The sequence below is a fragment of the Ruegeria sp. P10 genome, from assembly GCF_056534925.1.
The window spans coordinates 144,144-156,994 of the sequence record NZ_JBQERJ010000003.1 but is presented as its reverse complement, the minus strand read 5'-3'; the positions used below and the strand labels follow the sequence as shown (position 1 = coordinate 156,994).

General features: G+C 58.5%; 15 protein-coding genes. All 15 read left to right on the top strand.

The window, feature by feature from the left end; all coding sequences use genetic code 11:
- Positions 1 to 3 precede the first annotated feature (3 nt).
- The 15 genes from ACR0FB_RS06660 to ACR0FB_RS06590 all read left to right on the top strand — a co-directional run bounded on the left by ACR0FB_RS06660 (position 4) and on the right by ACR0FB_RS06590 (position 12,843).
- Positions 4 to 420, top strand: a complete 417-nt coding sequence (locus tag ACR0FB_RS06660; protein ID WP_171115040.1) for an MAPEG family protein — start codon at positions 4 to 6, stop codon at positions 418 to 420.
- 37 nt (positions 421 to 457) lie between these two features.
- A complete protein-coding gene (locus ACR0FB_RS06655; RefSeq protein ID WP_171631153.1) occupies positions 458 to 808 on the top strand; it encodes a hypothetical protein in 351 nt (116 codons plus the stop codon).
- Between the two features lie 98 nt (positions 809 to 906).
- On the top strand, positions 907 to 1,311 hold the full coding sequence (locus ACR0FB_RS06650; RefSeq protein WP_480619825.1) for a DUF5333 domain-containing protein: 405 nt from the start codon (positions 907 to 909) through the stop codon (positions 1,309 to 1,311).
- 5 nt (positions 1,312 to 1,316) lie between these two features.
- The gene (gene nuoG / locus ACR0FB_RS06645) at positions 1,317 to 3,338 is read left to right on the top strand and encodes an NADH-quinone oxidoreductase subunit NuoG (RefSeq protein ID WP_480619823.1); all 2,022 of its coding nucleotides are present in this window, start codon (positions 1,317 to 1,319) and stop codon (positions 3,336 to 3,338) included.
- The gene (locus ACR0FB_RS06640) at positions 3,335 to 3,553 is read left to right on the top strand and encodes a hypothetical protein (RefSeq protein ID WP_171631160.1); all 219 of its coding nucleotides are present in this window, start codon (positions 3,335 to 3,337) and stop codon (positions 3,551 to 3,553) included. The genes nuoG and ACR0FB_RS06640 overlap by 4 nt, the downstream gene beginning before the upstream one ends.
- Entirely contained in the window at positions 3,546 to 4,583 is a 1,038-nt protein-coding gene (gene nuoH / locus ACR0FB_RS06635; protein WP_152458581.1) for an NADH-quinone oxidoreductase subunit NuoH, read from the top strand. The genes ACR0FB_RS06640 and nuoH overlap by 8 nt, the downstream gene beginning before the upstream one ends.
- A gap of 1 nt (position 4,584) precedes the next feature.
- Positions 4,585 to 5,079 carry an NADH-quinone oxidoreductase subunit NuoI gene (nuoI, locus tag ACR0FB_RS06630; protein WP_152458580.1) on the top strand — a complete coding sequence of 165 codons (495 nt, stop codon included), beginning with the start codon at positions 4,585 to 4,587 and terminating at the stop codon, positions 5,077 to 5,079.
- Positions 5,076 to 5,486 (top strand): carboxymuconolactone decarboxylase family protein, encoded by a 411-nt coding sequence (locus ACR0FB_RS06625; protein ID WP_480619821.1) that lies wholly within the window; start codon positions 5,076 to 5,078, stop codon positions 5,484 to 5,486. Before nuoI ends, ACR0FB_RS06625 begins: the two co-directional genes overlap by 4 nt.
- Positions 5,483 to 6,085: an NADH-quinone oxidoreductase subunit J gene (locus ACR0FB_RS06620; RefSeq protein ID WP_171722961.1), complete on the top strand. Its 603-nt coding sequence runs from the start codon at positions 5,483 to 5,485 to the stop codon at positions 6,083 to 6,085. Before ACR0FB_RS06625 ends, ACR0FB_RS06620 begins: the two co-directional genes overlap by 4 nt.
- Complete coding sequence (locus ACR0FB_RS06615; RefSeq protein WP_480619819.1) at positions 6,082 to 6,570, top strand: hypothetical protein; 489 nt, start codon at positions 6,082 to 6,084, stop codon at positions 6,568 to 6,570. The genes ACR0FB_RS06620 and ACR0FB_RS06615 overlap by 4 nt, the downstream gene beginning before the upstream one ends.
- Positions 6,571 to 6,574: 4 nt before the next feature.
- The gene (gene nuoK, locus ACR0FB_RS06610) at positions 6,575 to 6,880 is read left to right on the top strand and encodes an NADH-quinone oxidoreductase subunit NuoK (protein WP_005984024.1); all 306 of its coding nucleotides are present in this window, start codon (positions 6,575 to 6,577) and stop codon (positions 6,878 to 6,880) included.
- A 6-nt stretch (positions 6,881 to 6,886) separates the two neighbouring features.
- Entirely contained in the window at positions 6,887 to 9,037 is a 2,151-nt protein-coding gene (nuoL, locus tag ACR0FB_RS06605) for an NADH-quinone oxidoreductase subunit L (RefSeq protein WP_171722963.1), read from the top strand.
- Positions 9,037 to 10,581 carry an NADH-quinone oxidoreductase subunit M gene (locus ACR0FB_RS06600; protein ID WP_480619817.1) on the top strand — a complete coding sequence of 515 codons (1,545 nt, stop codon included), beginning with the start codon at positions 9,037 to 9,039 and terminating at the stop codon, positions 10,579 to 10,581. Before nuoL ends, ACR0FB_RS06600 begins: the two co-directional genes overlap by 1 nt.
- A 15-nt stretch (positions 10,582 to 10,596) precedes the next feature.
- A complete protein-coding gene (gene nuoN / locus ACR0FB_RS06595; protein ID WP_480488050.1) occupies positions 10,597 to 12,039 on the top strand; it encodes an NADH-quinone oxidoreductase subunit NuoN in 1,443 nt (480 codons plus the stop codon).
- A 54-nt stretch (positions 12,040 to 12,093) separates the two neighbouring features.
- Positions 12,094 to 12,843: a biotin--[acetyl-CoA-carboxylase] ligase gene (locus ACR0FB_RS06590; RefSeq protein WP_480619815.1), complete on the top strand. Its 750-nt coding sequence runs from the start codon at positions 12,094 to 12,096 to the stop codon at positions 12,841 to 12,843.
- The last annotated feature ends 8 nt before the right edge of the window (positions 12,844 to 12,851 follow it).

Here is a 12,851-nt window from a genome sequence, read left to right as displayed (position 1 = left end):
GGGATGGACATGTTTGCAGAATACAGCCACGCGATTTCATCGGTTGTGCTTTTCACGCTGGTGGTTCTGTTCCTGGCCCCGTTTTCAGCGCTGGCCAAGCAGGGCAAAGGCCTCGCGCCTGGGGCGACCCCTGAGCAGGACTATTCCGACCAGGCCTATCGACTGAACCGGGCCTATCTGAACGGAACGGAAACGCTTCCGGCGTTTGTGGCTGTTGTGACTGCGGCGGTATTGCTGGGCGCCAGCCCGTTCTGGGTCAATCTGCTGGCGTCTGTCGCATTGGTTGCGCGGTTGGTGATGCTGGTGGTGCACATCAAAGGCATAGGCAAGCCGAACAGTGGCCTTCGGTCCGTGCTGTATGTATTGGGCTGGGCCTGCATGTTTGTGATTGGGCTTATGGCATTGGTGGCGGCGTTCTGATGGCGTCCCGGCAGATGAGAACACGAAGAGGGATAGTATGAAGGCCTCAAGAACCCTTGTAGTCCTGCTGGCACTGGCAAGCGTGTCCGCCTGCGGCATCATCAAGCCGTCGGAAGATCGTATTCTGTTCGATGGAAAAGCGTTCAAGGCAAAGGCGAAGGCGGTCGACAAGAAAGCATCGCCAACGGACTTTACCGTTGTGGTAAAGGGTGCGTCCGCATCGCTGGACGGCGCACGTGAGGCCGGCCGTCATGAAGGAACCAAGTTTTGCGTGCAGAATTTCGGGTCTTCGCGGATCGATTGGAAAGTGGGGCCGGACACCGAACCGCAAAACCTGCGCATCAGTGATGATCAATTGACCTTTGCGGGAAAATGCCAACGGCCATGACGCGCGGTTTTGCATATCACGACATGGATCGCCGGCCGCTATTGCCTAGCAAGACCGGACCGGTTCGTTTTGGTGCGTCCAAAACGAAGGGAAAATCCATGTCTATTGCCAAAACACTCGCGCTGGCTGCCTTGGTCACATTGCCTGCCGTTGCAAATGCGAAGCCGCCCTTGAGGGATGTCAAAGAGATCGACGACGAACTCTATTACATCGCCATCGCAAATGAAATTTCGGAATATTGCCCCTCGATCAGCGGGCGTCGATTGAAAGCGATCAGTGTGATGTGGGGGCTGCGCTCCAAGGCGAACAAACTGGGGTATTCGGACACCGAAATCCGCTCTTACGTCGAATCGGATGCTGAAAAGGACCGGATGCGCGCCAAGGGCGAGGCGTATCTGGATTCGAATGGCGTGACCTATGACAACCCCAACACATTCTGCACTCTGGGGCAGAAAGAAATCCAAAGAAACAGCGCCATTGGCGTTTATTTGAGGGCGAATTGAAAGCCATGTCTGACCTCCGCAAGATCAATATCGACGGACAGGAAATCGAAGTCGATGGCGCGATGACCCTGATCCAGGCTTGTGAACAAGCCGGGGTCGAAGTGCCGCGCTTTTGTTATCACGAGCGTCTGTCGATTGCTGGCAATTGCCGGATGTGCCTGGTCGAGGTCGTCGGCGGGCCGCCGAAACCTGCGGCCTCCTGCGCGATGCAGGTGCGTGACCTGCGTCCGGGGCCTGAAGGTCAACCCCCGGTGGTCAAGACGAACTCGCCCATGGTCAAAAAGGCCCGCGAAGGCGTGATGGAGTTCCTGCTGATCAACCATCCGCTGGATTGCCCGATCTGTGATCAGGGTGGCGAATGCGACCTTCAGGATCAGGCGATGGCCTATGGCATGTCCGGATCCCGTTTCAAGGAAGCAAAGCGGGCGGTCGATGATCTGGATCTTGGCCCGCTGGTTGGCACCGCAATGACCCGCTGCATCAGCTGCACGCGCTGCGTGCGCTTCACCACCGAAGTTGCCGGGATAACTCAGATGGGTCAGACCGGGCGCGGTGAGGATGCCGAGATCACCTCGTATCTGAACCAGACGCTGGATTCGAATTTGCAGGGCAACATCATCGATCTGTGCCCTGTCGGGGCGCTGACCTCCAAGCCCTACGCCTTTACTGCACGTCCGTGGGAATTGACCAAAACCGAAAGCATCGATGTGATGGATGCGTTGGGATCGAACATACGCGTCGATACCAAAGGCCGTGAAGTCATGCGTTTCCTGCCGCGCAATCATGACGGCGTGAACGAGGAATGGATCAGCGACAAGACCCGCTTTGTCTGGGATGGCCTGCGCCGTCAGCGTTTGGACAAGCCCTATGTCCGTAAAAACGGCAAGCTGCGCCCGGCCTCATGGTCCGAGGCGCTGACCAAGGCAGCAGAGGCGCTGAAAGGCGCCGAGAAACCCGCCGGTATCGTGGGCGATCTGGCTCCGGTCGAGGCGGCGTTTGCGCTGAAACAGATGATCGAAGGGCAGGGTGGTGTTGTCGAATGCCGTACCGATGGCGCAAAGCTTCCGGCGGGCAATCGTGGCGCTTACGCTGGCACCGCCGCGATTGAAGATATCGACACAGCGGAACGTATCCTGCTGATCGGTACCAACCCACGTGACGAAGCGCCTGTCCTGAACGCGCGCATCCGCAAGGCGTGGGCGCATGGGGCCGAAGTCGCTTTGGTCGGTCCTGCGGTCGATCTGACATATGAGTATCAGCATGTTGGCGATGATCGAACAGCGCTGCAAAAAGTTGTCGACATGGGCGGAGATGATGAGATCAAGGGAAAACGGTCGTTGGTCATCATCGGTCAGGGCGCTTTGCAGGAAGCGGACGGCGCCGCCGTGCTGGCTGCTGCGCAAGCCATCGCGGCTAATACAGAAAGTGGTCTGATCGTTTTGCACACTGCGGCATCGCGCGTTGGTGCGATGGATGTGGGTGCCACGAACGAAGGCGGAATGGACGCGATCAGCGCCGCCGACGTGATCTACAACCTTGGTGCGGATGAGGTCGAGATCGGCGAAGGCGCCTTTGTGATCTATCAGGGCAGCCATGGTGACCGGGGTGCACACCGCGCCGATGTGATCCTGCCAGGCGCGGCCTATACCGAGGAAAACGGCGTGTTCGTAAACACCGAAGGTCGCCCTCAACTGGCGATGCGGGCCGGTTTTGCGCCGGGTGAGGCGAAGGAAAACTGGGCCATCCTGCGCGCCTTGTCGGCCGAACTGGGTGCAACACTGCCCTACGACTCTCTGGCACAGTTGCGCACGGCCTTGATCGAGGCGGTTCCGCATCTGGCCCGCATCGACGAAGTGATTGAGAACGAAGTGAAAGTTCTCGACGCCGGTACTCTGGGCAACGCAACTTTCCGCTATGCGATCAAGGACTTCTATCTGACCAACCCGATCGCACGGGTTTCACAGTTGATGGCCGAGCTTTCGGCACAGGCGCAGGCCCGCAAATCCGAGAAGATCGCGGCGGAATGACCCAGACCATTTTCATATCGCAGATCGGCGCATCCGGTGCCGGGCGGCAGTTGGCCGCGCCTGATTTGCGTGTGAAACCGAATATTAAGGGTGGCGCAATGGCGGCAGATGCTGTTTACACCAACGCGCCGACCCAGCCGCAGTTTGCGCAGGCTTCTGGCCTTTGCATCGCGCGCGGAAAACGGAATACCCACGGTGTGAGGACCAATGGCTGAATTCTTTAACACCCCAGGCGGAATAGCCATCATCATTCTGGCGCAAGTGCTTGCCGTTGTTGCCTTTGTGATGATTTCACTGTTGTTCCTTGTTTACGGGGACCGCAAGATCTGGGCCGCTGTCCAGATGCGTCGCGGCCCCAACGTGGTGGGCGTCTATGGCCTGCTGCAATCGGTGGCGGATGCCCTGAAATATGTGGTGAAAGAGGTCGTCATTCCTGCGGGCGCCGACCGGACGGTCTTTATCCTCGCACCGCTGACATCCTTCGTTCTGGCGATGATCGCTTGGGCGGTGATCCCGTTCAACGATGGCTGGGTTCTGTCGGATATCAACGTCGCGATCCTCTATGTATTCGCGGTGTCCTCGCTCGAGGTTTATGGCGTGATCATGGGCGGTTGGGCGTCGAACTCAAAGTACCCGTTCTTGGGCTCGCTGCGCTCGGCCGCGCAGATGATTTCGTACGAGGTTTCGATCGGCCTGATCATCATCGGTGTGATCATTTCGACCGGCTCGATGAATTTTGGCGACATCGTGCGCGCTCAGGACGGCTCGTTCGGCTTCTTCAGCTGGTACTGGCTGCCGCATTTCCCGATGGTGTTCCTGTTCTTCATCTCGGCCCTGGCCGAAACCAACCGACCACCGTTTGACTTGCCCGAGGCGGAATCGGAACTGGTCGCCGGTTATCAGGTCGAATATTCGGCCACGCCTTTCCTGCTGTTCATGGCAGGCGAATACATCGCCATCTTCCTGATGTGCGCGCTGACCTCTCTGCTGTTCTTCGGCGGCTGGCTGTCCCCGATCCCTGGCCTGCCGGACGGCGTTCTGTGGATGGTGGCCAAGATGGCGTTCTTCTTCTTCATCTTCGCAATGGTCAAGGCGATCACACCCCGCTACCGCTATGACCAGCTGATGCGGCTGGGCTGGAAAGTGTTCCTGCCATTCTCGCTGGCTTGGGTGGTTTTCGTGGCCTTTGCGGCGAAATTCGACTGGTTCTGGGGCGCATTTGCCCGTTGGAGCGTAGGAGGCTGATATGACCCAAATCGACTATACCCGCGCTGCCAAATACTTCCTTCTGCAAGACTTCTGGGTCGGCATGAAGCTGGGGCTGAAGTATTTCTTCGCGCCCAAGGCCACGGTGAACTATCCGCACGAAAAGGGGCCTCTGTCCCCACGTTTCCGCGGCGAACACGCTCTGCGCCGCTATCCGAATGGTGAAGAACGCTGCATCGCCTGCAAACTCTGCGAGGCGATCTGCCCGGCCCAAGCCATCACCATCGACGCTGAACCGCGCGAGGACGGCAGCCGCCGCACCACGCGCTATGACATCGACATGACCAAGTGCATCTATTGCGGCTTCTGTCAGGAAGCTTGCCCGGTCGATGCCATCGTCGAAGGCCCGAATTTCGAATTCGCAACGGAAACCCGCGAAGAGCTGTTCTATGACAAGCAGAAACTGCTGGACAACGGCGAACGCTGGGAAGCCGAGATCGCCCGCAATCTGGAACTGGACGCGCCTTACCGATGAGTGACAGCCCGACAAATCCGTTCGAGCTGATGATGAAGCAGGCTCAGGACATGGCCAAGGCGATGAACCCGGCGATGGAAAGCTTCTCGCCCAAGGGGTTCGAGGCGCTGTGGCCAACCATGCCGAAAGAGGTCATGGAGATGATGTTTGGCAACACCGTCAACAAAGACGGGCTGGATGCCAAAACCCGCCTTCTGCTGACGCTGGCCGGGCTGACCTGTCAGGGCGCTCAGGCGGACTCGGCAGTGCGTCAGACCGTGCGCCACGCTTTGGAGGCGGGTGCCAAGAAACAAGAGATCGTGGAAACGATCGGTCAGATGTCGGTCTTTGCCGGCATCCCGGCCATGACCCGCGCGCTGGATCTGGCGCAAGAGGTCATGGGCAACAACGAGGATGAGGATCAATGACCGTCTTTGCCTTCTACCTGTTTGCCATCAGCGCCATCACCGGCGGGCTGTTCACGGTGATCAGCCGTCAGCCAGTGCACTCGGTGCTGTGGCTGATCCTGTCCTTCCTGTCTGCGGCGGGGCTGTTCGTGCTGCTGGGGGCCGAGTTCGTGGCGATGCTGTTGATCATCGTCTACGTGGGCGCGGTCGCTGTGCTTTTCCTCTTCGTTGTGATGATGTTGGATGTGGACTTTGCCGAGCTAAAGGCCGAGATGGCGCGCTATATGCCGCTGGCCCTGCTGATCGGTCTGGTCATCCTGATGCAATTTGTCATGGCTTTCGGCGCCTGGGACAGCGCGCAGGGTGCTGCCGAAAATCTGGCGCAGCCGGTCCCGACTGACCGCCACAACACCGAGGCGCTGGGTGTCATCCTTTACGATCAGTACTTTCTTCTGTTCCAACTTGCGGGCCTGATCCTGCTGGTGGCTATGATCGGCGCCATCGTTTTGACGCTGCGCCACCGTCAGGATATCAAGCGTCAGGACATCGTCGGCCAGATGATGCGCGATCCGGCCAAGGCGATGGAATTGAAGGACGTGAAACCGGGGCAGGGGTTGTGAGGTTCAAAGCCGTGATATCTGGGCTAAGTTTCGCTTTTTTCCCCGCGACTGTTTTCGCAGCGGGTATCGAAGCTTGCGAAGCTCTTCCGATTATGTCGCATCACGTGTTCGAGACGAACCACAGAATCGTTGGCAACGGCGTTGTCTCTTACTCTGAGATTGGCTCTATCTGCACCGACGAATTGGGATGCACACATACTGAGTTTGTTTTGTTTGCGGCTTGTGAAAGCGGTCAAACGATGCGCGTCGTAGCGAATCTTGAACGGGACTTCGACGGTACTCATTTGGATCGCGTCGATGAAGCAAATGAAGTTGTCCAAGTACTAGCATCTGCTGAAACAAGTTATTCGTGGACTTCGGCAACAAAAGCCTTTGAGCGAAAGGCATTCCAGATCGACGACTACATTGAATCGAAAGAAAACTGCGCCTGTGCAATGGCGTTTCCCGAGCTTCGCAACGGGAAAGAGAAATTCGAGGGACTCTAAGACGATGATCGGACTTGAACACTATCTTACGGTCGCGGCGACGCTGTTCGTCATCGGCATCTTCGGTCTCTTCCTGAACCGCAAGAACGTCATCATCCTGCTGATGAGCATCGAGCTGATGCTGCTGGCGGTGAATATCAACCTCGTGGCGTTTTCCAGCTTCCTTGGCGATCTGGTCGGGCAGGTGTTCACGCTGTTCGTGCTGACCGTTGCGGCGGCCGAGGCGGCGATTGGTCTGGCCATTCTGGTCTGCTTCTTCCGCAACCGCGGCACCATCGCGGTTGAAGACGTCAATATGATGAAGGGGTAAGAGAACATGGAAACCACCATCCTCTTTGCCCCGCTGGTGGGCGCGCTGCTCTGCGGGTTTGGCTGGAGATTCATTGGCGAGAAGGCCGCCATGTGGACGGCCACGGGCCTGCTGTTTCTGGCTTGTCTGCTGTCATGGCTCGTGTTCTTCTCGTTCGACGGGCTCACACAACAGATCGAGATCATGCGCTGGATCGAAAGCGGGTCGCTCTCGACCTCGTGGGCCATCCGTCTGGACCGGCTGACCGCCATCATGCTGATCGTGGTCACCACGGTTTCGGCGCTCGTGCATCTCTACAGCTTTGGCTACATGGATCACGACCCGCAATGGCGCGAAGGCGAAAGCTATAAGCCGCGTTTCTTTGCCTATCTGTCCTTCTTTACCTTCGCGATGCTGATGCTGGTGACGGCGGACAACCTTGTGCAGATGTTCTTTGGCTGGGAAGGCGTGGGTGTTGCCTCGTATCTGCTGATCGGCTTCTACTATCGCAAGCCGTCGGCAAATGCTGCGGCGATGAAAGCGTTCATCGTCAACCGTGTGGGCGATTTTGGCTTTGCTCTGGGCATCTTCGCGCTGTTCTTCCTGACCGACAGCATCAACTTTTCGGACATTTTCGCATCGGCACCCGCGCTTGCAGAAGAAAAGCTACATTTCCTGTGGGGCGAATGGACCGCGGTCGAGGTGATCTGTGTTCTGCTGTTCATCGGTGCGATGGGTAAATCCGCGCAGCTGATCCTGCACACCTGGTTGCCGGACGCGATGGAAGGCCCGACGCCGGTGTCGGCCCTGATCCACGCGGCCACCATGGTGACAGCGGGCGTGTTCCTTGTCTGCCGCATGTCGCCGCTGATGGAGTTCGCGCCGGGTGCGACCGGGTTCATCACTTTCCTTGGGGCCTCGACAGCGTTCTTCGCGGCGACCGTGGGTCTGGTACAGACCGACATCAAGCGCGTCATTGCGTATTCGACCTGTTCCCAGCTGGGATACATGTTCGTGGCCGCGGGCGTCGGCATGTATTCGGCGGCGATGTTCCACCTGTTCACGCACGCTTTCTTCAAGGCGCTGCTGTTCCTCGGTGCGGGGTCCGTGATCCACGCCATGCATCACGAGCAGGAGATGACGGAATATGGCGGTCTGCGCAAAAAGATCCCTTACACCTTCTGGGCGATGATGATCGGAACGCTGGCCATCACGGGTGTCGGCATTCCGCTTACCACAATCGGTTTTGCCGGGTTCCTGTCTAAAGACGCGATCATCGAAAGCGCCTATGCGGGCGGAACCGGCTACGCCTTCTGGATGCTGGTGATCGCGGCGATGTTCACCTCGTTCTATAGCTGGCGTCTGATTTTCCTGACCTTCTATGGCAAACCGCGTGGCGACAAGCATACGCATGACCACGCACATGAAAGCCCGATGACCATGCTGGTGCCGCTTGGCGTTCTGTCGCTGGGTGCGGTGTTTGCCGGGATGATCTGGTATGGCAATTTCTTTGGCCATGCGGACAAGGTCGGCAAGTTCTACGGTATTCCGGTTGCCGAAGCGTCAGAACATGCCGAGGCCGGTGATCATGCGGCGGCGGATGCTTCGCACGGTGAAGACAGCCATGCGGATGAAAGCCACGCGGCTGACAGTCATGCCGATGAAGGTCATGGTGAGAAGGATGCAAAGGGTGGCGATCATCACTATGTCTTTGCGGGCCAGCCCGGCGAGGGCGCGCTTTACATGGCGCCGGACAACCATGTTCTGGACGATGCGCATGCGGCTCCGAAATGGGTCAAGGTTTCACCCTTCGTCGCCATGTTGCTTGGCTTTGTCGTGGCCTATTGGTTCTACATCGTGAATACGTCGCTGCCGGCACGTCTGGCTGCAAATCAGCGTCCGCTGTACCTGTTCCTTCTGAACAAGTGGTATTTCGACGAAATCTACGATGCGGTCTTCGTAAAACCCACTGTGGCGCTTGGCCGCTTCCTGTGGAAACGCGGTGACGGCAATACAATCGATGGCTTCCTGAACGGAGTAGCAATGGGCGTTGTTCCCTTCTTCACCCGCCTCGCCGGCAAGGCGCAGACCGGGTACATCTTTACCTATGCCTTCTGGATGGTGCTGGGCATCGCGGCCCTTGTCACCTGGATGTCGATCGGCGGAGGGGCCCAGTAATGGATTATATCCTTTCGATCGTCACGTTTATCCCCGCCATCGCCGCAGGCATTCTTGCCTTGTTCCTGCAAGGTGACGATGCGGCGGCACAGCGGAACGCCAAGTGGATTGCTCTGCTGGCCACCACTGTGACCTTCCTGGTTTCCATCGGCATCTATACAGGCTTTGACCCGTCGAACCCCGGTTTCCAGATGGTGGAAGAGGGTGAGTGGCTGATGGGCCTCAAATACAAGATGGGTGTTGATGGCATCAGTGTCCTGTTCGTTCTGCTGACGACCTTCATCATGCCGCTGACCATTCTGGCCAGCTGGAATGTCACGGACCGTGTCAAGGAATACATGGTTGCCTTCCTGCTGCTGGAAACGCTGATGCTGGGCGTCTTCATGGCGCTTGATCTGGTACTGTTCTACCTGTTCTTCGAAGCGGGTCTTATTCCGATGTTCCTGATCATCGGGATATGGGGCGGCAAGGATCGGATCTACGCCAGCTTCAAGTTCTTCCTCTACACCTTCCTCGGCTCGGTCTTGATGCTGGTCGCCATGGTTGCAATGTATGCGGATGCGGGCACCACGGACATTGCCTCGCTGATGACGCACCAGTTCTCGTCCGAGGGCTTCAGCGTGTTGGGCATCTATGTTGTCGGTGGCATGCAGACCCTGATGTTCCTGGCCTTCTTTGCCTCGTTCGCGGTGAAAATGCCGATGTGGCCGGTGCATACCTGGTTGCCGGACGCCCACGTTCAGGCGCCCACGGCGGGATCGGTCGTACTGGCCGCGATCCTTCTGAAGATGGGCGGCTATGGCTTCCTGCGGTTCAGCCTGCCGATGTTCCCGGTGGGTTCGGCCGTGATGACCGATCTGGTGCTGTGGATGTCTGCCATCGCGGTTGTCTATACCTCTTTGGTGGCGCTGGTGCAGGAGGATATGAAGAAACTGATCGCCTATTCCTCGGTCGCGCATATGGGCTTTGTGACCATGGGTATTTTCGCGGCAAACCAGCAGGGCATCGATGGCGCGATCTTCCAGATGCTCAGCCACGGGTTCATCTCGGCCGCGCTGTTCCTGTGCGTTGGCGTGATCTATGACCGGATGCACACCCGCGATATCGAGGCTTATGGCGGTCTGGTGATCCGGATGCCAGCCTACGCGCTGGTCTTCATGTTGTTTACCATGGCCAATGTGGGCCTGCCGGGCACCAGTGGCTTCATCGGTGAATTCCTGACCCTGATGGGCGCGTTCCAGGTCAACACCTGGGTAACGGCGGTGGCAGCGACCGGTGTGATCTTCTCGGCGGCTTATGCGCTGTGGCTCTACCGCCGGGTCGTGTTTGGCGATCTGATCAAGGAAAGCCTTAAGGCGATGACCGACATGAGCTCGCGCGAGCGATTGATCTTCGCCCCGCTGATCGTGATGACCATCCTGCTGGGTGTCTACCCGTCGCTGGTGACCGATGTAATCGGGCAATCCACAGCGGCTCTGATTTCGAACTATGACACGGCTCTGGCCGCGGCTGAGGCTGCGACCCAGACAGCCGCTTCGCATTAAGGGAGCTTTGGAGACATGATCCAGGCTGATCTGACAATCATCCTGCCGGAAATCGTTCTGGCGCTTTATGCGATGGCGGCGCTGCTGGGGGCTGTCTACACGACAAAGGACGGACTGGCGCCTTTGCTGGTCTGGACCACGGCAGGTCTTATGGCCCTTCTGGCAATCTGGATTGCAACTCAGGGCGGGGGTACAAACGTGGCCTTCAACGGCATGTTCGTCGATGACGGCTTTGCCCGCTTTGCCAAGGTTGCTATCCTTTTGTCGGCGGGTGCAGTACTGGTCATGAGCCAGGAATACATGGCGCGCCGCGATCTGCTGCGTTTTGAATATCCTTTGCTGGTGGCACTGGCCGCCGTGGGGATGATGATGATGGTCAGCGCAGGCGATCTGATGTCGCTTTACATGGGGCTCGAGCTGCAATCGCTGTCGCTCTATGTCGTGGCCGCTCTGCGTCGTGACAGCGCGAAATCGACCGAGGCAGGTCTGAAGTATTTTGTGCTGGGTGCGCTGAGCTCGGGTCTGCTGCTTTATGGCGCGTCGCTGGTCTATGGCTTCACCGGCACCACGTTGTTCTCGGGCATCATCCAGACAGTTCACCATGGCGATGTTTCGTTGGGGCTGCTGTTTGGCCTGATCTTCCTGATCTCAGGTCTGGCCTTCAAGGTCTCGGCCGTACCGTTCCATATGTGGACGCCGGACGTTTACGAGGGGTCTCCGACACCGATCACGGCTTTCTTTGCCACGGCGCCCAAGGTTGCGGCGATGGCGTTGTTCGCGCGCCTGTTGCATGACGCGTTCGGCGGCATTGTCAAAGACTGGCAGCAAGTGATTGTCCTGCTGTCCGTGCTGTCGATGTTGCTGGGGGCCGTGGCCGCGATCGGGCAGCGCGACATCAAGCGACTGATGGCGTTTTCGTCGATTGCCCATATGGGCTATGCGCTGATTGGCCTGGCCGCTGGTACCGAGCTGGGTATCAAGGCCATGCTCATGTATCTGGCCATCTACGTGACCATGAATATCGGCACCTTCGCCTTCATTCTGATGATGGAACGTGACGGCAAACCCATCACTGACATTGACGCTCTGCGGCAATACTCCAAGCGTGATCCGGGCAAGGCGCTGGCGGTGCTGATCCTGATGTTCAGCCTGGCGGGCGTGCCTCCGATGCTTGGTTTCTTTGCGAAATTCGGCGTCTGGCAGGCGGGCGTCAGTGCGGGTCTGACCGGTCTGGTCGTCGTCTCGGCCATCGCTTCGGTCATCGGTGCCTTCTATTACCTGCGGATCGTGTTCTACATGTATTTCGGGGCCGAGAACGAAGAGCCGATCGAAACCCGGTCGACCCCTGTTCTGTGGGTGGCATTGATGGGGTCTGCGGCCCTAATGCTGGTCGGCATCTTCTATCAGTTCGGCGTCGAGGGCGCGGCAGCTGCCGCGGCGGCCACGCTTGTCAATTGATCGTTTCACACATCCGGAAAGAGGGGCTCGGTCGCGCGACCGGGCCTTTTTGATATGACAAAATGGCCCCAAGGCTATGGCCTGCACGAGGTGCAGGAAGTCGACAGCACGCTGAATGAAGCGGCGCGGATTGCTCCGAATGCGCGTGGTCCCGTCTGGATCATGGCGCATCACCAGACGGCGGCGCGCGGGCGGCGCGGACGAAGCTGGGCCAACCCGATGGGCAACCTGGCGGCGACCTTGCTGATGCGTCCTCAGGGCGCGCCGGAACAGGCGGCTTTGCGCAGTTTCGTGGCGGCGCTGGCCCTTTTTGACGCGTGTGTCGCCGTTACCGGGCGGGCTGCCGGACTGTCGCTGAAATGGCCCAATGACGTGCTGCTGAACGGCGGCAAGCTTGCCGGTATCCTGCTGGAAAGCACGGGGCAGGGGCATGGCGTGGCGCATCTGTCCATCGGCATCGGAGTGAATCTGGCCAATGCCCCGGATGCGGACGCGGTAGAGCCCGGCGCGGTTCGTCCCGTCTCACTTCTTTCGGAAACCGGGGCACATGTCTCGCCCGAGGATTTTCTGACCGAACTGGCCGCGGCCTATGCCGGGTATGAAACCCAATTCGTCACCTATGGGTTCGAACCGATCCGCACTGCCTGGCTGTCCCGCGCGGCCCGGTTGGGCGAGGTCATCACCGCGCGGACCGGTACGTCAGAAACGGTTGGTACCTTCGAAACGGTGGACGCAAGTGGTAACCTTGTCTTAAACACCGCCAAAGGCCGCGTGAGCATTCCTGCGGCGGATGTCTATTTCTGAGAGGGGCG

Excerpts from the sequence above, each read along its gene's own strand:
- ACR0FB_RS06660 (WP_171115040.1), top strand. The coding sequence starts at position 4 with ATGGACATGTTTGCAGAATACAGCCACGCGATTTCATCGGTTGTGCTT.
- ACR0FB_RS06655 (WP_171631153.1), top strand. The coding sequence starts at position 458 with ATGAAGGCCTCAAGAACCCTTGTAGTCCTGCTGGCACTGGCAAGCGTG.
- ACR0FB_RS06650 (WP_480619825.1), top strand. The coding sequence starts at position 907 with ATGTCTATTGCCAAAACACTCGCGCTGGCTGCCTTGGTCACATTGCCT.
- nuoG (WP_480619823.1), top strand. The coding sequence starts at position 1,317 with ATGTCTGACCTCCGCAAGATCAATATCGACGGACAGGAAATCGAAGTC.
- ACR0FB_RS06640 (WP_171631160.1), top strand. The coding sequence starts at position 3,335 with ATGACCCAGACCATTTTCATATCGCAGATCGGCGCATCCGGTGCCGGG.
- nuoH (WP_152458581.1), top strand. The coding sequence starts at position 3,546 with ATGGCTGAATTCTTTAACACCCCAGGCGGAATAGCCATCATCATTCTG.
- nuoI (WP_152458580.1), top strand. The coding sequence starts at position 4,585 with ATGACCCAAATCGACTATACCCGCGCTGCCAAATACTTCCTTCTGCAA.
- ACR0FB_RS06625 (WP_480619821.1), top strand. The coding sequence starts at position 5,076 with ATGAGTGACAGCCCGACAAATCCGTTCGAGCTGATGATGAAGCAGGCT.
- ACR0FB_RS06620 (WP_171722961.1), top strand. The coding sequence starts at position 5,483 with ATGACCGTCTTTGCCTTCTACCTGTTTGCCATCAGCGCCATCACCGGC.
- nuoK (WP_005984024.1), top strand. The coding sequence starts at position 6,575 with ATGATCGGACTTGAACACTATCTTACGGTCGCGGCGACGCTGTTCGTC.
- nuoL (WP_171722963.1), top strand. The coding sequence starts at position 6,887 with ATGGAAACCACCATCCTCTTTGCCCCGCTGGTGGGCGCGCTGCTCTGC.
- ACR0FB_RS06600 (WP_480619817.1), top strand. The coding sequence starts at position 9,037 with ATGGATTATATCCTTTCGATCGTCACGTTTATCCCCGCCATCGCCGCA.
- nuoN (WP_480488050.1), top strand. The coding sequence starts at position 10,597 with ATGATCCAGGCTGATCTGACAATCATCCTGCCGGAAATCGTTCTGGCG.
- ACR0FB_RS06590 (WP_480619815.1), top strand. The coding sequence starts at position 12,094 with ATGACAAAATGGCCCCAAGGCTATGGCCTGCACGAGGTGCAGGAAGTC.